General features: G+C 36.5%; 21 protein-coding genes and 1 other annotated feature. Of the genes, 6 read left to right on the forward strand and 15 right to left on the reverse strand.

What is annotated here, in order from left to right; genetic code table 11:
- Window positions 1–166 precede the first annotated feature (166 nt).
- Entirely contained in the window at window positions 167–2,092 is a 1,926-nt protein-coding gene (locus ILS93_RS25580) for a heavy metal translocating P-type ATPase (RefSeq protein WP_088046939.1), read from the forward strand.
- Window positions 2,093–2,276: 184 nt separating this feature from the next.
- Here the strand turns inward: ILS93_RS25580 and ILS93_RS25585 are convergent, their stop codons facing one another.
- The 3 genes from ILS93_RS25585 to ILS93_RS25595 are packed head-to-tail and all read right to left on the reverse strand — an operon-like array spanning window position 2,277 to window position 4,186.
- Window positions 2,277–3,146 (reverse strand): YihY/virulence factor BrkB family protein, encoded by an 870-nt coding sequence (locus tag ILS93_RS25585; protein WP_001226522.1) that lies wholly within the window; start codon window positions 3,144–3,146, stop codon window positions 2,277–2,279.
- Window positions 3,147–3,152: 6 nt separating this feature from the next.
- Window positions 3,153–3,668 (reverse strand): DUF4075 domain-containing protein, encoded by a 516-nt coding sequence (locus ILS93_RS25590; RefSeq protein ID WP_016133535.1) that lies wholly within the window; start codon window positions 3,666–3,668, stop codon window positions 3,153–3,155.
- A 53-nt stretch (window positions 3,669–3,721) separates the two neighbouring features.
- Window positions 3,722–4,186: a low molecular weight protein-tyrosine-phosphatase gene (locus tag ILS93_RS25595; RefSeq protein WP_000250910.1), complete on the reverse strand. Its 465-nt coding sequence runs from the start codon at window positions 4,184–4,186 to the stop codon at window positions 3,722–3,724.
- Window positions 4,187–4,360: 174 nt separating this feature from the next.
- On the opposite strand from ILS93_RS25595, the gene ILS93_RS25600 reads away from it, so the two are divergent.
- Window positions 4,361–4,585 (forward strand): DUF1128 domain-containing protein, encoded by a 225-nt coding sequence (locus ILS93_RS25600; RefSeq protein WP_000366197.1) that lies wholly within the window; start codon window positions 4,361–4,363, stop codon window positions 4,583–4,585.
- Between the two features lie 192 nt (window positions 4,586–4,777).
- Entirely contained in the window at window positions 4,778–7,444 is a 2,667-nt protein-coding gene (locus ILS93_RS25605; protein WP_222661588.1) for a cation-translocating P-type ATPase, read from the forward strand.
- A gap of 82 nt (window positions 7,445–7,526) precedes the next feature.
- Here the strand turns inward: ILS93_RS25605 and ILS93_RS25610 are convergent, their stop codons facing one another.
- The 7 genes from ILS93_RS25610 to ILS93_RS25640 all read right to left on the reverse strand — a co-directional run bounded on the left by ILS93_RS25610 (window position 7,527) and on the right by ILS93_RS25640 (window position 14,108).
- Complete coding sequence (locus ILS93_RS25610) at window positions 7,527–8,609, reverse strand: toxic anion resistance protein (protein WP_001064414.1); 1,083 nt, start codon at window positions 8,607–8,609, stop codon at window positions 7,527–7,529.
- Window positions 8,610–8,627: 18 nt separating this feature from the next.
- A complete protein-coding gene (locus tag ILS93_RS25615) occupies window positions 8,628–10,259 on the reverse strand; it encodes a YceG family protein (RefSeq protein WP_064477239.1) in 1,632 nt (543 codons plus the stop codon).
- 111 nt (window positions 10,260–10,370) lie between these two features.
- Window positions 10,371–11,162, reverse strand: coding sequence for a TerC family protein (locus ILS93_RS25620; protein WP_064477238.1), 792 nt, complete (start codon window positions 11,160–11,162; stop codon window positions 10,371–10,373).
- Window positions 11,163–11,235: 73 nt separating this feature from the next.
- On the reverse strand, window positions 11,236–11,814 hold the full coding sequence (locus tag ILS93_RS25625) for a TerD family protein (protein ID WP_048559725.1): 579 nt from the start codon (window positions 11,812–11,814) through the stop codon (window positions 11,236–11,238).
- Between the two features lie 82 nt (window positions 11,815–11,896).
- Window positions 11,897–12,481 carry a TerD family protein gene (locus ILS93_RS25630; protein WP_000146727.1) on the reverse strand — a complete coding sequence of 195 codons (585 nt, stop codon included), beginning with the start codon at window positions 12,479–12,481 and terminating at the stop codon, window positions 11,897–11,899.
- Window positions 12,482–12,504: 23 nt separating this feature from the next.
- The gene (locus ILS93_RS25635; RefSeq protein WP_064477237.1) at window positions 12,505–13,101 is read right to left on the reverse strand and encodes a TerD family protein; all 597 of its coding nucleotides are present in this window, start codon (window positions 13,099–13,101) and stop codon (window positions 12,505–12,507) included.
- A 137-nt stretch (window positions 13,102–13,238) separates the two neighbouring features.
- A complete protein-coding gene (locus tag ILS93_RS25640) occupies window positions 13,239–14,108 on the reverse strand; it encodes an ROK family protein (protein WP_064477236.1) in 870 nt (289 codons plus the stop codon).
- A 307-nt stretch (window positions 14,109–14,415) separates the two neighbouring features.
- Between ILS93_RS25640 and ILS93_RS25645 the strand changes: the two genes are divergently transcribed.
- Window positions 14,416–15,423, forward strand: a complete 1,008-nt coding sequence (locus ILS93_RS25645; RefSeq protein ID WP_222661589.1) for an LPXTG cell wall anchor domain-containing protein — start codon at window positions 14,416–14,418, stop codon at window positions 15,421–15,423.
- A gap of 114 nt (window positions 15,424–15,537) precedes the next feature.
- Here the strand turns inward: ILS93_RS25645 and proS are convergent, their stop codons facing one another.
- Window positions 15,538–16,968, reverse strand: coding sequence for a proline--tRNA ligase (proS, locus tag ILS93_RS25650; RefSeq protein WP_064477234.1), 1,431 nt, complete (start codon window positions 16,966–16,968; stop codon window positions 15,538–15,540).
- Between the two features lie 46 nt (window positions 16,969–17,014).
- Window positions 17,015–17,221: a binding site (T-box leader), on the reverse strand.
- A 93-nt stretch (window positions 17,222–17,314) separates the two neighbouring features.
- Window positions 17,315–17,608: a YesK-like family protein gene (locus ILS93_RS25655; RefSeq protein ID WP_064477233.1), complete on the reverse strand. Its 294-nt coding sequence runs from the start codon at window positions 17,606–17,608 to the stop codon at window positions 17,315–17,317.
- A 154-nt stretch (window positions 17,609–17,762) separates the two neighbouring features.
- On the opposite strand from ILS93_RS25655, the gene ILS93_RS25660 reads away from it, so the two are divergent.
- Both ILS93_RS25660 and ILS93_RS25665 read left to right on the forward strand, forming a co-directional pair.
- Entirely contained in the window at window positions 17,763–19,076 is a 1,314-nt protein-coding gene (locus tag ILS93_RS25660) for an alkaline phosphatase family protein (RefSeq protein WP_088046935.1), read from the forward strand.
- Window positions 19,077–19,184: 108 nt separating this feature from the next.
- Window positions 19,185–20,468: an MFS transporter gene (locus ILS93_RS25665; RefSeq protein ID WP_000738835.1), complete on the forward strand. Its 1,284-nt coding sequence runs from the start codon at window positions 19,185–19,187 to the stop codon at window positions 20,466–20,468.
- A 44-nt stretch (window positions 20,469–20,512) separates the two neighbouring features.
- Here the strand turns inward: ILS93_RS25665 and ILS93_RS25670 are convergent, their stop codons facing one another.
- The 3 genes from ILS93_RS25670 to ILS93_RS25680 form a co-directional block, all read right to left on the reverse strand.
- Complete coding sequence (locus tag ILS93_RS25670) at window positions 20,513–20,785, reverse strand: hypothetical protein (protein WP_088046934.1); 273 nt, start codon at window positions 20,783–20,785, stop codon at window positions 20,513–20,515.
- 12 nt (window positions 20,786–20,797) lie between these two features.
- Window positions 20,798–21,049 carry a helix-turn-helix transcriptional regulator gene (locus ILS93_RS25675; RefSeq protein ID WP_002070345.1) on the reverse strand — a complete coding sequence of 84 codons (252 nt, stop codon included), beginning with the start codon at window positions 21,047–21,049 and terminating at the stop codon, window positions 20,798–20,800.
- A 71-nt stretch (window positions 21,050–21,120) separates the two neighbouring features.
- A complete protein-coding gene (locus ILS93_RS25680; protein ID WP_098102458.1) occupies window positions 21,121–22,338 on the reverse strand; it encodes an MFS transporter in 1,218 nt (405 codons plus the stop codon).
- Window positions 22,339–22,397 lie beyond the last annotated feature (59 nt).

Raw genomic sequence — 22,397 nt, forward strand, 5'->3', positions numbered from 1 at the left:
TAACGAAAAAATATGCTATACTATAGAATAATTACAATATAATAACTATTAAAATCAGGTTCAACAGAAATGCTGCTATCCATTATGGATGGCAGCTTTCGTCGTTTTATAGGGGTTTCGATTTTGATTCTTTTTCTCAATAAGAATTTGGAAGGAGCGAGTAGTAATGAACTCAGAAGTAAAAACATTACAAGTACAAAAATCTATTTCTCATCCCTCTTTATGGGATACATTAAAGAAACATCATGAACTTATATTTGCAATCGCATCTGGTATTTTCATTTTAGCTGGTTGGTTATTCACAAAGAACGATGCAATGAATGTAGGCATTACTTGCTATATCCTTGCTTATATAGTTGGTGGATATGCAAAAGCGAAAGAAGGTATTGAAGATACCATTGAAGAGAAAGAGCTAAATGTCGAAATGCTCATGCTCTTTGCTGCTATCGGTGCTGCAATCATTGGCTACTGGGCAGAAGGTGCAATTTTAATCTTTATCTTCGCACTAAGCGGTGCGATGGAATCCTATACATTGAGTAAAAGTCAAAAAGAAATTTCAGCGCTTCTTGATTTACAACCTGAAGAAGCATTACGTATTTCAAATGGAATCGAAGAACGTGTTCCTGTTGGACGATTACAAATTAAAGACATTATTTTAATTAAGCCAGGTGAGCGCGTTCCTGCTGACGGTACGATTCATAACGGTGAAACAAATATCGATGAAGCAGCAATTACTGGAGAACCTATTCCAAATGAAAAAAAACATGGCGATGAAGTATTTGCCGGTACTGTAAATTTACGCGGTGCTATCGAAGTTAAAATTACGAAGCCGAGCGATCAAACATTATTCCAAAAGATTATCCGTCTCGTCCAAAGTGCACAAAGTGAAAAATCACCATCACAACTATTCATCGAAAAATTCGAAGGAACATACGTAAAAGGTGTACTACTCGTTGTTGCGCTTATGATGTTCGTTCCCCATTTTTTACTGGACTGGAGCTGGAATGAAACGTTTTATCGCGCTATGATCTTACTTGTAGTCGCATCTCCTTGTGCACTCGTTGCTGCCATTACACCAGCAACGTTATCTGCAATTTCTAACGGAGCAAGAAATGGAATTCTCTTTAAAGGTGGCATACATTTAGAACGCCTCGCTTCAGTAAAAGCGATCGCCTTTGATAAAACAGGAACATTAACAGAAGGAAAACCTACCGTAACAGATGTATATGTTCGAGAAAGTATGACAGAAAAAGAAGTACTTTCTATTACAGCATCAATTGAAAGTCACTCTACACACCCTTTAGCTGAATCTATCGTTAAATATGCACAACATGCGTATGACATTGCATTAACAAAACCAGAAAATGTTGAAGATGTAACTGGTTTTGGACTCAAAGGAATATTTGAAAACAAAGCTTATAAAATAGGTAAAGCTGATTTTATCGGTGAAGAAACAAAGACATTTCATAATGGTATTTCTGCCTCCCTTGAAAAAGAAGGTAAAACTGTCGTTTATATTAGTGATGAGAAAGGCATTCTTGGACTTATCGCTTTAAAAGATACGCTTCGCCAAGAAACAATAGCTGCTATTCGTGAATTACAAAGCATTGGTGTCGAAGCAATTATGATTACTGGAGATAATGAAGAAACGGCAAAAGCAATTGCCTCTGAAAGTAATATAAAGGAATATTACGCATCATGCTTACCAGAAACAAAAGTTGAAACGATTAAAAAGCTAAAAGAAAAATATGGGACAGTAGCAATGGTCGGAGATGGTATAAATGATGCTCCTGCACTCGCTACTGCCAGCATTGGTGTAGCAATGGGTGAAGGAACAGACGTAGCTTTAGAGACTGCAGACGTTGTACTTATGAAGAACGAATTATCTCGCCTTTCCCAAGCAATCCGTTTATCAAAACGAATGAACCGTATTGTAAAACAAAACGTAATCTTTTCACTAGCTGTAATTGCAATGCTGATTTGTTCAAACTTCTTACAATTTTTAGCTCTTCCATTCGGTGTTATTGGGCATGAAGGAAGTACGATTCTTGTCATTTTAAATGGCTTACGATTATTAAAAGGAAACAAATAAAAACGGGCCCCTCATAGAGGACCCGTTTTTTTAATGGTAGCTATTATGCCCGTTCGCACTACTACTCGTTTTATGCTTTGGATGCGAACTGCTCTTTTGTTTATTGTTATTTTTGTTGTTGTGGTTCTTTTTATTATTACTCATGAAATATCCCCCCTGTTCCCTATTATTATGGAACAAGAGGTCATTTTTCATTACGGGAATTATTGTCACCCGTCCTATAATGATGGAGTAAACCATTAATTTCACCGCCAAGTAAAATTACCCATCCAGTTAAGTAAAACCATAACATTAAAATAATGATACCACCGAGACCACCATATGTATTGGCGTAATTCGCAAACTTATCTACATAATAAGCAAATGAGTACGATACCACAATCCATCCTACAGTAGCAAATGTTGCTCCTGAAATGACTTCTCTTCTTTTTAACTTTCGATCTGGTGCAAATGTATATAAGAAACTAAACAAGGCAAATAGTACGAAGAAACTCGCTACTAAGCGTGTAATGCTCCATACGAAAGAGAAACTATCTGATAAACCGAGTGCTTTAAACACGGCTGCTCCAATAACTTGTCCGAATACCGGGACAATTAAAGCAAAGACAATCATAAAAATGATAGCTAATGTAAACACAATTGATAACGCTCTTGTTGTAATAAAAGAACGTGTTTCTTTCACGTCATAGGCGCGGTTAAAAGCATTCATAACCGCATTAACACCATTTGAGGCAAACCATAACATGGATAATAAACCAAATGATAATAAACCACCATTTTGCTGATTTACAACTTTATCTACATTTACCTCAATTAAGTTCATTGCATCATCTGGTACATAAACCTCTAATAAACTAAGCACATCCTCTGTTTGAATGGGAATAAATCCAAGAAGCGTAATTAAGAAAACGAGCCCAGGAAAAATTGCAAGCAAGAAGAAATAAGCGAGCTGTGCTGCCAAGCCCGCTACATCATCGCGCATCGTTCGGTCATATAAGTCTTTACCAAACGAATAAGTACGATGTCTCCTCACCTTTTCTAAAATTTTTCTCATATATGTTTAAACGCTTTTCTTCTCTTCTTTATCTTGCTTCAACTCAATGTACGCTTCAGTTTTTTTTTCCTCTACATTTGAGTCTTTCATAAATAGTTCACGCGCTTCTTTCATACCGCCATCTTCAGCAACTACTGGCTCTTCTTCTGCTTTCAGCTCATCTACCTTTGAAGATACAGCTTGAATTTCAATCGTTTCTGGCTTCTCTGCTGGCTCAACCTTTTTCTTACTAAAAATTTCTTTCGTTTCTTTTAACGTCTCTACAACAGACGGCGTCAATTTTTTAATTTCTGCTACTTTCGCTTTTACTACATTGAAGTCAGCGAGTTCGCGTCCTTTATCTGTAACAGTTTGCACTTTTTCTTTTATCTTCGCATTTTCACCGATTTCAATCATCTTTGTTTTTGCTTTTTCCGCAGTATTTTTTACTTTTTCACGGTTTTCCTTCTTCAACATAGATACAGCTACACCTGCAGCTACACCAATCGCAATGTTTCGAGCAATATTATTTTTCTTTGCCATATTCCTTCACCCTTTCATTTCTTATATTAGAAAGTATTTCTTTCTAAGCTTCCTCATATTCCTTGTTCATTTCGAATGAAAGCTAATAGCTTTGCACACCCTTCTGTTACAAGGTCATATACTTCTTGGAAATTCCCTGTATAGTAAGGGTCGGGAACGTCTGTCCAGCCACCGTCTGGAACAAAATCGGACAGTCTACCAATATAGCCTCCAGTTTTACCTAAACTTTTTAAATCTGCTATATTCTTGTTGTCCATGGCAATAATATAATCAAACTTTGTTAAGTCTTCTTTTTCTACTTGCCTTGCTTTAATTCCTTCAAAAGTGACTGCATTTTCTTTTAAAATTTTTTGTGTTCCTTTATGTGGCGGATGGCCAACATGCCAATCTCCAGTTCCTGCAGAATCAATGACAATTTTCTCCTCGAGTCCCTCTTTTACGACAAGATCTCGAAAAATCGCTTCTGCCATCGGTGAACGGCAAATGTTCCCAAGACAAACAAACAATACTTGAACCATATATTTGTTTCTTCCCTTCTTGGTGTATTTCTTAATATATACTTATAGTATAAACAACCAATTATTAATTATAAAGGAAATCCCTACTAATTTAATAGGATTGAAAAGATTCATTAACGAAAATGATAAAAAATGTTAAGATATCCTTATGTTATTTTAAAGGGGGACACTTCGGTGGATTTATCCGTAAAGTCAGAAGAAAACGTTGAATATATGGTCGAAGCTATTAAAGAAAAATTACGTATGGTTAATGCTGGAGCGATGAGAGCTGCTAGCTTTAATGAAGAAATGTACGAAGACTTACGTGACATTTATGAGCATGTTATGAAACGTGAAACATTCAGCATCAGTGAAATGCAAGCTATTACAGAAGAATTAGGTACATTAATTAAAAAGTAAAAAAAGCCTCGTTATATGAGGCTTCTTTTTATTTCCAACAAATTCATGACAACTCTTCTCTTCCCTTCAACTAACTGTAAAATATTGTACAATAGAAGTAGAACCTCACCTTAGATTTTTTCTCCATACATACTACTCACAAATAATAGCAACACTACCATTGCTAACTGTTTTTACTGGAGGTGCTTACTTATGAGCAATTGGTACAGTAAGACGAAAGATCAAACATTAATCGACCTAGAAACAAACGAACAACACGGTTTAACAGATGAAATTGTAAGTGAACGTTTAAAGCAATACGGCTCCAATGAATTAGCTACAAAACAAAAACGCACGTTATGGCAGCGTATTTTCGCCCAAATTAATGACGTCCTCGTATATGTCCTTATTATTGCTGCCCTTATTTCTGCCTTTGTAGGTGAATGGGCTGATGCAAGTATTATCGCGCTCGTTGTAGTTTTAAACGCTGTTATCGGTGTCGTCCAAGAATCAAAAGCAGAACAAGCTTTAGAGGCATTGAAAAAGATGGCGACACCTAAAGCTATCGTCAAGCGAAATGGTGAACTAAAAGAAATCCCATCTGAACAAGTCGTTCCAGGTGATATTGTCATGCTGGATGCAGGACGTTATATCCCATGTGATTTACGGCTTATCGAAACCGCAAATTTGAAAGTTGAAGAATCTGCTCTAACTGGTGAATCTGTCCCTGTTGATAAAGATGCAATCTACCATCCTTCTATGCAAAGTGATGAGCAAGTACCACTGGGTGATCAAAAAAACATGGCCTTTATGTCAACGCTAGTAACATACGGACGCGGAGTCGGTGTCGCTGTTGAAACTGGAATGAACTCACAAATTGGTAAGATCGCTACCCTCTTACATGAAGCAGACGATGATATGACACCACTTCAAAAGAGCTTAGCACAAGTCGGAAAGTATTTAGGCTTTGTCGCTGTATCTATTTGCGTCATTATGTTTATCATCGGTTTTTTACAGGGACGAGATACGTTAGAAATGTTTATGACTGCTATTAGTTTAGCCGTTGCAGCTATTCCAGAAGGCTTGCCAGCTATCGTTTCCATCGTTCTTGCAATTGGTGTGCAGCGAATGATTAAACAAAATGTTATCATTCGTAAACTACCAGCTGTTGAAGCTCTCGGTTCTGTCACAATTATTTGTTCAGATAAAACAGGTACGTTAACGCAAAATAAAATGACCGTTACTCACTTTTATAGTGATAACACATACGACCACTTAGAAAACTTAAATGTAAATAATGATGTACAACGTCTATTGTTAGAAAATATGGTGCTATGCAACGATGCTTCTTACGGTTCCGACTCACAAACAGGGGACCCTACAGAAATCGCCCTTCTTGTTGCCGGAAACACTTTTAATATGCAAAAAGATCATTTAGAAAAGATACATGAACGCGTTAACGAACTGCCTTTCGATTCGGATCGTAAAATGATGTCAACCGTTCATACATACGATGAAAGCTACTGTAGCATGACGAAAGGTGCCATTGATAAACTCTTACCTCGATGTACCCACATATTTAAAAACGGTAAGATCGAGGTTCTAACAGATGCTGATAAAAATCAAATATTAGAAACTGCCGGGTCAATGTCTCAAGAGGCTTTAAGAGTACTTTCATTCGCATTTAAACAATACAATTCAAACGATGTGGATATAGATCATCTTGAAGAAAACCTCATCTTTATTGGTCTTATCGGTATGATCGATCCACCGCGAACTGAAGTAAAAGATTCCATTACAGAATGTAAAAAAGCAGGTATTCGCACAGTTATGATTACTGGTGATCATAAAGATACCGCCTTTGCAATTGCCAAAGAACTTGGTATTGCCAAAGAAATATCTGAAATTATGATTGGAACTGAATTAGATAACATTCCAGATACAGAACTAGCAAATAAAATTAATCACTTAAATGTATTCGCCAGAGTCTCTCCAGAGCATAAAGTAAAAATCGTAAAAGCATTACGTGCAAAAGGAAATATCGTTTCTATGACTGGTGATGGTGTCAATGATGCTCCATCTTTAAAGCAGGCTGATGTTGGCGTAGCGATGGGCATTACAGGAACAGACGTTGCAAAAGGAGCAGCGGATGTAGTGTTAACAGATGATAATTTCTCATCTATCGTGAAAGCTGTTGAGGAAGGTAGAAATATTTATCGTAACATAAAAAAATCAATTCTCTTCCTACTCTCTTGTAACTTTGGAGAAATTATCGCTTTATTTTTAGCGATTTTACTCGGCTGGGCAACACCACTACGCCCTATTCACATTTTGTGGGTCAATTTGATTACAGATACACTACCTGCATTATCACTTGGGGTTGATCCTGAAGATCCAGATGTGATGAAAGAAAAACCACGACATGCGAAAGAAAGCTTATTTAGTGGTAGCGTTCCTTTTCTTATTTTCAATGGGGCTGTCATTGGACTTTTAACGCTAACAGCCTTTATCATCGGGGCAAAATTCTATACCGGAGATACAAATTTATTTCCTCTTTTCCCAGAGAAAATTGATGAAGATGCTCTATTACACGCTCAAACAATGGCATTTGTCGTTCTTAGTTTTTCTCAGCTCGTTCATTCATTTAACTTGCGTTCAAGAACGAAATCCATTTTTTCAATTGGGATTTTTACAAATAAATATTTAGTCTTCTCCCTTCTTATCGGTGTTCTTATGCAAGTTTGTATTATCTCCATCCCACCTCTTGCAAATATATTCGGTGTACATGCATTAACGATGCGAGATTGGGGATTTGTTCTCTTATTAAGTATTATTCCACTTGTTGTGAATGAGATCATTAAATTAGTAAAGAGAAACTAAAAGGCAATGAGGATTATTCCTCATTGCCTTTTCACCTATTTCACTATTTGTGGGAGATGTCCCCGCCGATTAAAGTTTCACTTTATCCTTGTAATTCTTTTTTTATGTTCTCTGTTAACGTAGCCATACGCTTGCGGCTTTCCTCACGCTCACGTTTATTTTGCTCTTCAATTTGTTGTGTTTCTTGCATACCTCTTGAAATAATGTTCCAAGTTTCCTCAAGTGTTTCCATCTTAATACTAGAAGAACCTGATAATCTCGCTACTTCCACACTTTGCGTTGCGATATTTTGTGCATTCTTCTTAAGTAATTCATTTGTGCGGCGATCAAGTTCAGCCATAGAATCTGCAACAAGCTTTTGACGTTTCGCATTTACCGCTTGAATAATACCATTTTTAAAGATAGGAATCGTTGTAATAAATGCTGTATTGATTTTACCAATTAATTTATTATTACCACGTTGAACCATACGAATTTGTGGTGCTGTAAGTAGCGCAACCATACGTGCTTTTTCTAAATCATCAATACGCTGCTCTAAAATTTCAACAGAGTTTTTCAGTGATTCTAATTCAATACCTGCTAATTGGTCATTGTTACGCACACGTTCTTCGTACATTGGAACCAACTCTGTATTTAAACGCTCTAATAACATTTCCCCTGCTACTACATACTTTTCTAAGTCTAAATAATATTTTAAATTTTGCTCATATAAACCATCTAACGTACCGATTGATTTTTTCATTTCATCTTGATACTTTGTAATTTCTACGTATACTTTATCCATTTCGCGACCCATTGTTTGGTACTTACTAAAGATTTGTTCAATCATTTTATCAGCTTTTTTGAACATACGTGAGAAGAAACCGCTTTTCTCTTCCGCAAAGTCTTTGCTATCGAATCTATCCATAATTTTACCAAGCTGTTTTAATAATTCTCCAGAGTCTTCTATTTTTGATAAAGACATTGTATGTAAAATTTGATCAGCGAAACGTGAAATTTCCATAGATGGTTCTTTTCCAAGTTCAATTAATTCTAATTGATCTTTAATATCTACCGAATTATAAATACGTTGCACATCTGCATCTTGTCTAAGTTGTAAGCGAACATCTTGTGCTGTTTGCTCATTTAATTCTGTTTTCGAATCTAGTACGACTGGGTTATTCATATGGTATTCTCCCTTTCCTTATAAAAATGGACGAAATAGTCCTTTTATTGTTTGTGATAAATTTTTATAGGCTGATGAACTATGAAACTCAAGATCGAAATTAACTTCTTCAAGCCAATGCGAATCAAATGCTGCTGCATCAATATACGGTTCAATATCATTTCGTCCCGTTGGATTGAAGTGGAATACATCTACTCCTATTTGATTTAAAAATAGTAATAAAACAGCATCCGAACGGCTTAATTCTCCGCTCTTCTCATTATTAAATATAACAATTTTAGGTACTTCTTGCGAGTAATCAAATTTCTCAAGTTGCTCTAAAATGTTCGGTGGTATTTGAGAAAGCTGTGCGAAAACATACAGTGCTACATCTTGTTTCGTCTCTTTCGCAATGGGTTTACACATTTCACTTTCGCACGTATGGATGATCGCCTCTGCAATACCATGTTGCAATCCTTCTGGCAAACGTTTATGTGGCCACCAATGACTGTTCATAATTAAATCAGGGTGTAATTTCCCCCCGCGGTCTAACGCATCTCGGTAATGATATTGGAAATTCGCTTTTTGTTCTTTCGTAAACGGGAATGTATTAATTAATAAACTGTTATCAAACGATGTAACAGCCTTTAATCGCTGAAAATATTCTTTATCATTTTTTGAGACACCTGATATTTTCGCAAATAAAGAAGGGATATAAATGTGTTTATTTTCAACAAAGAATGTTGGACGCACAAATGCCTTTTCTTTCGTAATTAAAAAGAGTTCATCATACGTTGTTTTGAGCGTACGAGCTACAGGCGTATAGGAACGAAATTGCCATGGCTTGTACAGCAGTGAGTTATCGTGGTGAAGTACTTGTTCAATTTCTTTTGAAGCCTGATACGCTACTGTCGCAACTCGCTCACGGCGGCGATCTGGAAATGGTTCAAGAGAAATCCGACTTGGATAAGACACAACAAAACTTCTTCCTTCCTCATCAACATTCTCAAATCCATCTTTTCCTTCTGGGTGATAATAAAGTACATCGCAACCGAGCATAATAAGAAAGTATAAGAAATATATACGGCTTTCCTGTGCATCACCGTACCAAATGATGCGTGGCATTTGTTTCTTATAATTAATCGTAGAGAACCACTTCGCTACGTAATTGTCACTTAACTTAATCATATCGATTAAGAAACGACGGAATCCTTCTGTTTTTAATGATTGGTTATGTTGTTTTTCATACAATTTCAATACAGAAATAAACGTCGTATGTATATAATGCTGTAAGTCAGGATTGTCTACTTGTGGTAATAGTTGTTTTCCAGACAGATGGGCGACAAGCCTATTTACTGTAAGGCCATTCGGTGCTTCTTGATGTAATGTAAAAACCTCTTGGATATGGCGCAGTTTTTCGGGATCAATCACCTTATTTAAATTTTGTTCATGCAAAACCACAATCCCTTTTACTTCACTATAATCAAATAGCTCATTGAAATATTCATCTACATCATTAGGAACACCAAGAATACGAGTTGCTATATAACTAAACTTCATCTCATTCTCTGTCAGTTCATATTGTGGGCGTTTTTCTAAAAGCGCTTCAAATTGCTTTAAATCTGATTCGTCTTTTAATGCACATGGTTGAAGTGTAAAACGTGAAAACACAACAGTTCACCTCCAAAAACATTTACTTTTTTTTATAAAGTCTCTCTTCTATTATAAACTATTTTTAGTTATAAAAAATGGGCGCTCGCATAACGAGCAAACCCATTTCAATTATTTATGATTATTTTTAGTAGCTGCAACTTCTTCTTTAGCTTGTCCAGAATTCTTCATGTAGTGAAGTATAAACGTTGCTCCAAATGCTACAACTAAAATAATAAAGAATAGCGTATGGCTTACTTCAATATGAATAACAGACAATAACATTTTTGCTGCAATAATTAAGATTAAAATATATGCTGTCGTTTCAAGTTCTGGAATACGCTCTAACAATTTTAAGAATACGCCAGCGATACCGCGCATCATTAAAATACCAAGCATTCCGCCTAATAATAGAATCCAAACTTGATTTGATACACCAAATGCAGCAAGTACGCTATCTACAGAGAACGCGATATCCATTAATTCCACCATCGCAACTGTTCCCCAAAAGACACCAAACATTCTGAAGAGAATACTGTTTTGGTTCATACCATGAGCTTCCTCTTCTTCTGCGTTACCTTTTCTTTTATCAATGAAGTATTTAACCGAAAGCCAAGCTAAGTAAAGTGCACCTAACACTTTTACCCACGCTAATTTAATTAAGAACATTCCAATTCCAATCGCAATAAAACGGAATACATAAGCTCCAATAAGTCCATAGAATAATGCTTTTTTACGCTTTTCTTCCGGAAGGTGTTTTACCATTACCGCTAATACAAGTGCGTTATCAGCAGATAACAACCCTTCAAGTACAACAAGTGTACCTATTAATCCCCAAGATACTGGATCTTGCAACACTCTAATCCACATGTCCAAGTCGAAAAACTGAGCATACGTATCAAGGATTCCTTGCAAAATACTCATCTTACCTTTATCCCCTATTCTTTGCTAGATTTATAGAAAGGTCAAAAAAAGGAAACGAATATCGTTTCCCTTCTTATGCATCCAAGCCATACGCTCTTACAAGCGCACCTAATCCACCTTGGAAACCGCTTCCTACTGCATTAAACTTCCACTGTCCATTATGACGGTATAATTCACAAAAGACAACTGCTGTTTCGATGGAGAAATCTTCCCCTAAATCAAAACGAAGAACTTCTTCATTCGTTTCTTCATTTGCTAAACGAACGAATGCGTTTCCAACTTGTCCAAAGTTTTGATTACGGCCTTCTCCATCATAAATTGTAACTGTAATAGCAATTCTGTGCACATCTGCCGGAACTTTCTTCAAGTCTACAACAAGTTGTTCATCATCGCCTTCACCTTCACCTGTGCGGTTATCTCCTGTATGTAGAACAGATTCACAAGGAGACTGTAAATTATTATAGAAAATAAAATCAGTTTCCTTCGTACATTTTCCATTCGCATCTAATAGGAATGCTGATGCATCTAAATCGAAATCTGATCCACCGTCATAAGATTTAATATCCCATCCAAGACCAATTACTGCTTTTGTTAAGCCAGGGCTTGTCTTACCTAAATCAATCTTCTGTCCTTTTTGCAATTGAATAACCATTTACATTCACCTCTATATTTTATATCTTAAAAAATATACCCATCAGTAAACATATGTTTCACCGATGGATATATAAAATCTATTACTCTACATCTAAACCGAAATTATTACATAGAGACGCTAATCCGCCCTGGAACCCACTTCCGATTGCATTGAACTTCCAGTCACCTGCATGACGGTATAATTCCCCTACTACAACAGCTGTTTCAATAGAGAAATCTTCTCCTAAATCGTAACGAATTAACTCTGCATTCTTTTCTTCATCTAAAATACGTACGAAAGAGTTAGAAACTTGTCCGAAGTTTTGGCTACGACCTTCTCCATCGTAAATTGTGATTGAGAAACAAATACGCTCGATATGTGCAGGTACATTTTTTAAATCTACTTTAATCGATTCGTCATCGCCTTCACCTTCGCCAGTTCGGTTATCTCCTAAATGCTCGACAGCACCATTCGCACCTTTTGGATTATTATAGAAGACGAAATCCTCTGCACCTGAAACTTTACCGTTAGCACCTACTAAGAAAATACTAACATCTAAATCGAAATCGTTTTGTCCGTCATAACGATTCGTATCCCAACCAAGTCCTACAAGAACTTTTGAAAGACCTGGATTTGTTTTTGTTAAGTCTACCTTTTGTCCTTTTTTCAATGAAATTGATGCCATATTCAATTCCTCCTCGGTTTATTTTATTGATAACGTGATACAATCTCACTTAAGTTTTTATCTTGTGTGCCTTCTCCAACAGCTGAAAACTTCCATTCACTTCCGTGGCGATACATTTCACCTGCAATTAGAGTCGTTTTGCCAGCATAATTATCCGATAAATTATAGCGTGCTAATTCTTCACCAGTTTGCGGGTTTTGAATACGAATATATGCATTACGAATCATCCCGAAATCTTGACGACGATTTACACAGTCATAAATATTTACAACGAATACTAAACGATTAATACGGCTCGGAACTTTATGTAATTCTACGAAAATTGTTTCGTCGTCACCAGCGCCTTCACCTGTTAAATTATCTCCTGAATGAATAATACTACCACAAGTAGAAAGTTTGTTTCCGAAGTAAACTAAATCGTTTTTGTTTAAAAAGCGATCCCCTTCTAACATAACAACAGATGCATCACAATCTACACTTGGTTTACTTCCAAATAATGAAGACAGAAACCCACCTGATTGTCCAATTGGATCCCAGCCTAAGCCAACCTGTAGTTTTGCTACTTTTGGTTGTCCTTTCGTTAAATCGATCTTTTGACCTTTTTCTAAAATAATAGGCATGAAGTTTCTTCCTTTCTACAAAGCATTTTCCAAATCGGAAAATATTGTATTCTTCCCTTATATTGTAGCATTATTTACCTAGTGATAAAAAGGATAAATTCTCAGTTATATGAAAACATTCATATAACTTATTTATGCTAATGTAAGAAGTGGTAAATAGCACCAACCATTCCTGCACAATTTCCGTTTTGTGCAAGTTCAATCTCACAATTATTATAAATCTCTTTATTTAAATATTTTTCTACTTCTCTTTTTACTTCTTTTAAGAACTGATTTCCCCTACCAGTAATTCCTCCACCTATAACAATCATTTCTGGATTAAAAATATAAGCAAGGTTACTAATTCCAATCGCTAAATGTTTAAAGAAAACCTCAACTGCTTGCGTAACTTCTCTATCTCCTTTATCATACAGTTCGAAAATCGTTTTTCCATTCCAATCACTTTCACCTTTATATTTTCGCACAAGACGAATTAACCCTGAAATGGAAGCGACCTCTTCAAACTGCTTTCCTTCTATTAACATATTTCCCCATTCACCAGCACTAAAAGAATGTCCTCTGTATAACTCTCCATCTATAAATATCGCTCCTCCAATACCAGTTCCAAGAGTAAGCATAATAAAATTTCTTTTTCCGTTTCCAATACCTTTCCACTTCTCACCCAAAGCTGCACAATTCACATCATTTTCAACGGATACAGGAACTTGTAATCCCCCTTGCAATCTATCAATAATAGGAATAGTCGCGTAGTTCGGAATATGCTCCGCCCCTCCCGTTACAACCCCTTTATGAATATTAACAATTCCCGCAGTACTAATGCCAATTCCCGAAATCGTATGTTCATTCATTAATTTTCGGGATAGAAGAATAAGTTTTTGAATGATTTGTTCCCCACCCAAATGAATTTCTGTTGGAACTGTTTTATGCTTTAGTACTGTCCCTGTTTCTGAAACAATTCCATATTTAATTTGTGTACCACCAATATCAAATGCAATATATTCTTTCATCTGCTGTCACTTCCTCTACTGTAATGAGTGTAAAATTCTCACTGCTCCACTATTTATAAAGTGAAACTTTAATCAGTGGGGTTTTGTTCATCCCCCACCTAAATTCTTTGCTTTCGCTGAATTTTCAGGTGGGGATCTTACTACCCGTCAAATAGCGGGATAAAGAGTTTACATTAACTCTTTTCTCTCTTCAAAAACACACCACCTTTTTCTATATATAGTTTTTTTTGCATAAAACTCTTTTTCCTAAGAAATATTACAAAGGGATGTATTTTAGATGGAATATTAATTTCTTAGGAGGAAAACAATGACGAAAATCTTCATTTTAGCATCAACACTCTCTTTATCTTTTTTTAGCGGTTTAAATATCGGTAATGCAACAACGGAAAACTTCTCTCCAGCAGCAAACGCAATTGTACAAAATAACGATCATTTAGCAGAAGGCAACTCAAAAGATAATAATAAGCCACCAGGAAACAGTGGTTCTCAGGACGATAGTGGTTCTGATGGCAATGGTTCCGGTGGTAACGGTTCTGATGGCAGTGGTTCTGGTGGTAATGGTTCCGGTGGTAATGGTTCTGGTGGCAACGGTTCTGATGGCAGTGGTTCTGGTGGCAATGGCTCCGGCGGTAACGGTTCTAGTGGTAACGGTTCTGATGGCAATGGTTCCGGTGGTAACGGTTCTGGTGGCAACGGTTCTGGCGGTAACAGTTCTGATGGCAACGGTTCTGGTGGCAACGGTTCTGGTGGCAACGGTTCTGGTGGCAATGGTTCTGGTGGCAATGGTTCCGGTGGTAACGGTTCTGGCGGCAATGGTTCTGGTGGTAACGGCTCTGGCGGCAATGGTTCTGGCGGTAACGGTTCTGATGGCAACGGTTCTGGCGGCAGTGGTTCTGGTGGCAATGGCTCCGGCGGTAGCGGTTCTGATGGCAGTGGCTCTGGTGGCAACGGTTCTGGCGGCAGTGGCTCTGGTGGCAGTGGTTCTGGTGGCAATGGCTCCGGCGGCAACGGTTCCGGTGGCAGTGGTTCTGGTGGCAATGGTTCTGGCGGCAACGGTTCTCAAGGTGGTAACCGTGTTAAAGGCGATAGCAGTTCTCAAGGTGGGAATGGCTCACAAGGCGGCAACCGCGTTAAAAGCGATAGCAGTTCTCAAGGTGGCAACGGATCCCAAGGTGGGAATGTAAAAGATAATGTGAAAAAAGAAGGCGATAAGTTACCTAATACGGCAACGCATTATCCTGCATCTATTTTAATGGGACTTTCAACATTCCTAATCGGTATGTTACTATTTATTCGCCGTAAAAACGCAAAATAAAAACACATCCTTCCATCTAAAACATACATGAAACAAATTGCAAAACTAAAAAGGACTTTGGATTGCATTTTATTATGCAGCCCAAAATCCTTTTTATCATCTATCAAAAAAGCATTAATACGCTTTTCCCCAATACACCATTTGTTTAGCTTCTTTACCACAATAAATACATTGGTCAGCTAAATGCTCTTGCTCAAAAGGCATACAGCGAGAAGATACTCCAACTTCTTCTTTTAGCTTCTCTTCACAAGCTAATTCTCCGCACCACATTGCCTTAATAAATCCTTGCTTTTCATCAGCTACTTTTTTCATCTCTTCGAAATTCGTCGCACTATACGTATTCTCATCGCGGAATACTTTTGCCTTATTAAATAAAGAATTATGAATTTCCTCAAGTAGTGCTGGAATACGTTTTTCCAATTGATCCATTGATATAAATTCTTTTTCTTTCGTATCTCTTCTAACAAGTACAACTTGATTCTTTTCAATATCTTTAGGACCAACTTCTAATCGAATTGGAATGCCCTTCATTTCATACTCATTAAATTTCCAGCCTGGTGTTTTATTACTAGCATCTATTTTTACTCGTGCAACCTTTTGAATATGTTCTTGTAACTCTGTTGCTTTCGCTAAAACTCCTTCTTTATGCTGAGCAATCGGCACAATAACAACTTGTACTGGTGCGACTTTAGGAGGCATTACAAGACCATTATTATCGCTATGAACCATAATAAGTCCACCTATCATTCTTGTTGATACACCCCAAGATGTTTGGTGTACATATTGCCACTTACCGTTGCGATCTAAAAATTTAATATCAAATGCTTCAGAGAAATTCGTTCCAAAGTTATGGGATGTTCCTGTTTGAAGTGCTTTCCCATCATGCATTAAACTTTCGATCGTATAAGTTGCCTTTGCTCCTGCAAACTTTTCTTTTTCTGTTTTTTGCCCTTTAATTACTGGTATTGCTAAGTAATCTTCACAGAAAGAAGCATATAGATTTAAAATATGTAACGTTTCAGCTTGCGATTCTTCTGCTGTTTCATGAATTGTATGACCCTCTTGCCATAAGAATTCCGTTGTACGAAGGAATGGTCTCGTTGTTTTCTCCCAACGAACTACTGAACACCACTGATTATATAACTTTGGCAAATCATTATAGGATTGCACAATTTTTGAAAAATGCTCACAAAATAAAGTTTCAGATGTAGGGCGTACACAAAGTCTCTCCGCTAACTTTTCATCCCCACCATGTGTCACCCATGCTACTTCAGGAGCAAATCCTTCTACATGATCCTTCTCTTTTTGCAATAAACTTTCTGGAATAAACATTGGCATATACACATTTTCATGACCAGTTGCTTTTAACTTCTCATCCATAACTTTCTGCATATTTTCCCATAAGGCATAACCGTACGGGCGTAGAATCATACATCCTTTTACACTTGAATAATCAACAAGTTCTGCTTTTTTTACAATATCTGTGTACCACTGTGCAAAGTCCTCTTCCATCTTCGTAATCGCTTGTACTTGTTCTTTTGCCATAGTCAGTCTTCCTCCTTTTGAAAATACAAAAAAGCCCGTGTCCCTAAATAGGGACCGAGCTTTGCCGGCGTTACCACCCTGATTCATGCACAAAAATTGCGCATGCTCTCTTTTGGATAACGGGAAATTCCCGCTGCATATGCAGAACGCAAAGGTAGGTTCCATATCGCCTTTTTAAGAATCTTTCAGCCTGACGGATTCTCTCTCTGCTAAAAAGATTGAACATGTACTAGTCCTTTTTCATCGTTATAACGAAATAAATTTGTTGATTATCATAATATAAATTCTTTTTTAAAACAATAGCTAATTTTCTCATCTTTATATATTCTTTTCATTTTCTGCAGTTTTATACGTAGCTTTTTCGCGAGATTTTTACAAGTTGATGTGCAATCATACCGATAAGTGTACCAAGTAGAACGAAGAAACCAATAAATCCATATCCCATTCCTTCCCATCCACCAATCACCATCATTGTAACGGGAAAAGATGCTAAACACAGAAGTATTAAACTAAGTGCAAATATAATATCGAACTGTTTGTTTGGAAACCGTTTCTTTAGTAAATACGAAATAGCAAATACAAGGATAATCGTAATTCCGCCAATGATGTAAAAGATACTAAATCCATCTAGCCACTCCATAGTATTCCCTCCTTCCATTCATTCCCTTATACTTAATTATATGTTTAATTTTTCTGAAAATAAATAATAAATTTTTACCTAGAAATATATTTTTATTACTAGGTATTAATAGTAATATATAAGAATAGGTTTTATATAATCAGGAGGGAACTTTATGGATAAAGCATTAACAAATCACGTCATTATTTTATCTTTCGATTGCTTATCAGCTTTAGATTTTCCTATATTACAAAAGCTTCCTAATTTCCAAACATTAATAAATAAGGGCGCGATGGCGAGAAAAGTGGAACCTATTTATCCTTCTGTAACATATCCAAGTCACTCAACAATCGTTACTGGAAACTACCCTAATAAACATGGTGTAGTTAGCAATACGTTACTTCAACCTGGACGCGAGTCACCAGATTGGCATTGGTACCGAAAATCCATTAAAGGAACAACGTTATACGATGAAGCACGTAAAGCAAATTTAACGACAGCTGCCCTTCTATGGCCTGTTACCGGCAGAGCAAATATTGATTACAATTTACCAGAAATCTTTCCAAATAGACCGTGGCAAAATCAAATCTTAGTTTCATTATTTAGCGGTAGCCCGCTATATCAATTAGATTTAAATCAGCGCTTCGGCCATATACGAAATGGGCTGTCACAACCTGAACTCGATGATTTCGTACTTGCTTCTGCTGTGTATACAATCCAGACGAAGAAGCCTAATGTCATGTTTGTACATTTCACCGATTTAGACACTCAAAGACACTATCACGGCTTTGAATCTAACGAAACAATAGCTGCTATCTATAGACATGATGAACGGCTAGGAAAAATTATTCAAGCTTTAAAAGACAGTGACCTATACGAAGAAAGTACAATTATCGCTCTCGGTGATCATAGCGCCTTAAGTGAAAACAAAGCCATTCAATTAAATGTACTATTTCATCAAAAAGGGCTTATATCTATAAATTCAAAAGGAAAATTAGTAGACTGGAAGGTCTATTGCCAAAGTTGCGACGGCTCTGCCTATGTATATGTGAAGGACAAAAATGATACGGATACAATTCAAAAAGTACAACTACTACTTGAAGAGTTACTTCAAAATAAACAAAACGGTATTGAATTTATGCTTCATGATGAAGCTGCAAAAGACTGCGGTGCAGATGGTAATTGTTTATTTATGTTGGAAGCACAAGAAGGATATTATTTCACTGAAAACTATACAGGCGATTTTATAAAAGAAATTACTGAAAAAGATGTTACGCCTAGTAAAAAATATACATTTGGTACGCATGGATACTCTCCAACAAAACCTAACTATGAAACAATTTTTATCGCTGCTGGGAAAGGGATAAAAAGCGGCGTTACCATTCCGTATATGAGACTTATTGATGAAGGTCCAACTATCGCTAGACTACTCGGTTTACACTTAGGTGAAACAGACGGATCAATTGTAGAGGATTTACTTCAATTGTAAAGAACTGTGTATATATGTAAAAGTTATGTAAAAATCATCACTGTTTCTCTTTTTATAATTTTTATTTTTGTACACTGTTAGTAGAACTAATTTAAGGGGGAACATTATATGAAAAAAATGTCCAGACAAGAAAAAAGCTGGATATTATACGATTGGGCGAATTCGGTATATTCGCTCGTCATTACCACTGCATTATTTCCAATTTACTTTAAAGCAGCTGCAAAAGAAGCCGGACTATCTGGTGCAACTTCAACGGCATATTGGGGATATGCGAACTCTTTCGCTACACTTTTAATTTCTATACTTGCTCCTATTCTCGGCACAGTTGCTGATTATAAAGGATTTAAAAAACGATTTTTCACATTCTTCTTTGGACTCGGTATCGTATTTACAAGTATGCTAGCAGTCGTCCCAACATCTCAGTGGTACTTATTACTAGGCTGCTATATGCTCGCATTAGTCGGTTTTGCGGGAGCAAACATTTTTTATGATGCATTTTTAGTAGATGTTACCTCTAAAGATAGAATGGACCGAATTTCTACAAGGGGCTTTGCATTAGGTTATATTGGGAGCACAATTCCTTTTATCGGTTGTATCGCTCTTATTATTCTTGCTCAAAAAGGAACTATCCCTTTATCAGTCGGCATTGCTAGTCAAATTTCGTTCGCAATAACAGCTCTTTGGTGGGGATTATTTACAATTCCAATGTTAAAAAATGTAGAGCAAACACATTACATTGAACGTCATCCAAGACCAATTGCAATGAGCTTTAAACGCCTTGCTGATACTTTTAAAAATATTAAAGAATATAAAACTGTATTTATGTTCCTAATCGCTTACTTCTTCTACATTGACGGGGTCGATACAATTATTACTATGTCTACCGCTTACGGAACAGATCTCGGTATTAGTGCAACGAATCTATTAATCATCTTATTTGTCACACAAATTGTAGCTTGTCCATTCGCCTTATTATACGGAAAGTTATCAGAAACATTTACAGGTAAAAAAATGCTATACGTCGGCATTATTATTTATATCATTATCTGCATATATGCTTATTTCTTAAAAACGACACTCGATTTCTGGATTTTAGCAATGTTAGTTGCCACTTCTCAAGGTGGTATTCAAGCACTTAGTCGTTCCTATTTTGCAAAACTGGTACCAAAAGAATCTGCAAATGAATTCTTCGGATTTTATAATATCTTTGGTAAATTCGCGGCAATTATGGGGCCAGTATTAGTCGGTGTTACAACGCAATTAACAGGAAAAACCAACGCTGGTGTCCTTAGTATTATTGTACTGTTCGTTATCGGTGGATTCTTACTAACTAGGGTTCCCGAAAATGATACATCGGTTACACCACCTAGTCCAAAAACTAAAACGCTATAAAAAAAAGATCCTCTTCTCATGAGAAGAGGATCTTTTCTTTAGTTTTAGCGATAACGTCTTACAATTAAAAATTCTACAGCCGGCTTTACAACTACCGCAGCGCATAACGCAAATAAAAGAGGTATGTTATGAAAATCAATCCATTTATTAAAACCTACCGATGCCAAACTTTTAAACATATAATGTAATGCGATGCTACAAATAAATAGTGCATACCAGTTTACTTGAAGTTCAGTTAACCAATAATAAAGTGCAAACACTAACGTACTTATAGCTACTAATGCCGTAACTACAAGACTTATTTTCTCTTTCCCCAACAACTACTCCCCCTACAGCTTGTACAAAAATAGTTTATCAACAGTTGTTCCTAATACTTCAGCTAAACGGAATGCTAACGCTAAGCTTGGATCATATTTATTATTCTCAATTGCATTTATCGTCTGTCTAGAAACTTTACACTTATCAGCCAATGCACCTTGTGAAATATTGTTTTCAGTGCGTAATTCATAGATTTGATTTTTCACACCATTTCTCCTAACCTGTAAAATCGTTTTTACATCATCAGTATATAGTTGGGGCATATCATTGTCAAAAGATTGCCGCAAGAAAAGGGAGCAATTCTGCTCCCTTACAATAGCTATTTCGAAACTAATCAATTCGTCATTTCCTCTCGATTCACAATATCTTCTTTCTTTATTTGCATACGTAAAACCGGACCTATTGCTAACAAAATAAGTGACATTGCTATACAAAATACAGTAACTAGTGAGGTCATCTCCTTCAATCCTCCAGCTAGTGAAGTTCCGATTAACATTGCCCCCATAAACAGTGGTAAAATTGTTCCATTTACTCTTCCAATCATATTTTCTGGTACAAGTTGAATCATAAGCGTACCGACGACTATATTAACACAAGCTAAACAAATACCTGTTCCAAACCTCATGAAACTAGTAATCCAAAATGATGTAGATAGCCCTTCTACTAAAAATGACATTGCTAATATGCTCATACCGAATACAAACATCTTTTTCGGGTTCACTTTTGAAGCGAAAACTGCAGCAACAATACCACCGATTAACATACCGATTCCATCAGCTGCGGCTAAATATTGAACTGCTTCCTTTTCCATTCCAAGGCGCTCTATTACAAGAAATACCTCTAATGGATTCGTTAGTCCAACAGCTAAGCCCATAACGGTGAAAGTAATCGTAATCATACGTAAATTTTTCGTATGAAGAACGTATTTCCATCCTTCTTTTATATCATTTTTTAATGAACCTCTCGCCACTTGCTCTTGTTCCACCCATTTTGGTAAAAATGAAAGGGCTATAGCAGATAACAAAAATAAAATGATTAAGCTATATAGTGACGTAAATAAACCAAGTTGTGTATACACAAGCGATCCTACCACTGGTCCAAAAATCATAAATAATGACTGTAATGTTTGATTAAATGCAATCGCATTTGCTACCTGTTCTTCTTTTACATAGCGTTTAAATATACGCGAAGATGATGGCTGAGAAAACTGACCTACAATCGCGGAAATGAGTGTTGCAAAAAATATAGCCTGCCAATAATCCAGCTTTAACAACAAGACAATTCCTACAATAGACAGTACACTTAATACATCTCCAGCAACCATCGTTCTTTTCGGATTCCAGCGATCAGCTAGCGCCCCACCGATAAACGAGAAAATAAAAATAGGTGCATATTCCATAACCGATAACAAAGAAACTGAAACTGGATCATTATTCGTTCGCTCCATTATGAAATATAAAAGAGCCATATTTCTAATCCAAATTGCAAATTGTTGTAAAATATCAGATGCCATAACGAGCATAAATGCTCGGTTTTTAAATAAAGCGTTCATTTTCATTCCTCTTTCATAAACCGACCGTTCGGTCTATTTTTTTGTAAGAAAAGCAACTG

The sequence above is a fragment of the Bacillus sp. 16GRE42 genome (assembly GCF_019837435.1).
GTDB lineage: Bacteria > Bacillota > Bacilli > Bacillales > Bacillaceae_G > Bacillus_A > Bacillus_A wiedmannii.

Bases quoted from the DNA above. Each gene is read 5' to 3' on its own strand.
- ILS93_RS25580 (WP_088046939.1), top strand. From the start codon at position 167: ATGAACTCAGAAGTAAAAACATTACAAGTACAAAAATCTATTTCTCAT.
- ILS93_RS25585 (WP_001226522.1), bottom strand. From the start codon at position 3,146: ATGAGAAAAATTTTAGAAAAGGTGAGGAGACATCGTACTTATTCGTTT.
- ILS93_RS25590 (WP_016133535.1), bottom strand. From the start codon at position 3,668: ATGGCAAAGAAAAATAATATTGCTCGAAACATTGCGATTGGTGTAGCT.
- ILS93_RS25595 (WP_000250910.1), bottom strand. From the start codon at position 4,186: ATGGTTCAAGTATTGTTTGTTTGTCTTGGGAACATTTGCCGTTCACCG.
- ILS93_RS25605 (WP_222661588.1), top strand. From the start codon at position 4,778: ATGAGCAATTGGTACAGTAAGACGAAAGATCAAACATTAATCGACCTA.
- ILS93_RS25610 (WP_001064414.1), bottom strand. From the start codon at position 8,609: ATGAATAACCCAGTCGTACTAGATTCGAAAACAGAATTAAATGAGCAA.
- ILS93_RS25620 (WP_064477238.1), bottom strand. From the start codon at position 11,162: ATGAGTATTTTGCAAGGAATCCTTGATACGTATGCTCAGTTTTTCGAC.
- ILS93_RS25625 (WP_048559725.1), bottom strand. From the start codon at position 11,814: ATGGTTATTCAATTGCAAAAAGGACAGAAGATTGATTTAGGTAAGACA.
- ILS93_RS25630 (WP_000146727.1), bottom strand. From the start codon at position 12,481: ATGGCATCAATTTCATTGAAAAAAGGACAAAAGGTAGACTTAACAAAA.
- ILS93_RS25635 (WP_064477237.1), bottom strand. From the start codon at position 13,101: ATGCCTATTATTTTAGAAAAAGGTCAAAAGATCGATTTAACGAAAGGA.
- ILS93_RS25640 (WP_064477236.1), bottom strand. From the start codon at position 14,108: ATGAAAGAATATATTGCATTTGATATTGGTGGTACACAAATTAAATAT.
- ILS93_RS25645 (WP_222661589.1), top strand. From the start codon at position 14,416: ATGACGAAAATCTTCATTTTAGCATCAACACTCTCTTTATCTTTTTTT.
- proS (WP_064477234.1), bottom strand. From the start codon at position 16,968: ATGGCAAAAGAACAAGTACAAGCGATTACGAAGATGGAAGAGGACTTT.
- ILS93_RS25655 (WP_064477233.1), bottom strand. From the start codon at position 17,608: ATGGAGTGGCTAGATGGATTTAGTATCTTTTACATCATTGGCGGAATT.
- ILS93_RS25660 (WP_088046935.1), top strand. From the start codon at position 17,763: ATGGATAAAGCATTAACAAATCACGTCATTATTTTATCTTTCGATTGC.
- ILS93_RS25665 (WP_000738835.1), top strand. From the start codon at position 19,185: ATGAAAAAAATGTCCAGACAAGAAAAAAGCTGGATATTATACGATTGG.
- ILS93_RS25675 (WP_002070345.1), bottom strand. From the start codon at position 21,049: ATGCCCCAACTATATACTGATGATGTAAAAACGATTTTACAGGTTAGG.
- ILS93_RS25680 (WP_098102458.1), bottom strand. From the start codon at position 22,338: ATGAACGCTTTATTTAAAAACCGAGCATTTATGCTCGTTATGGCATCT.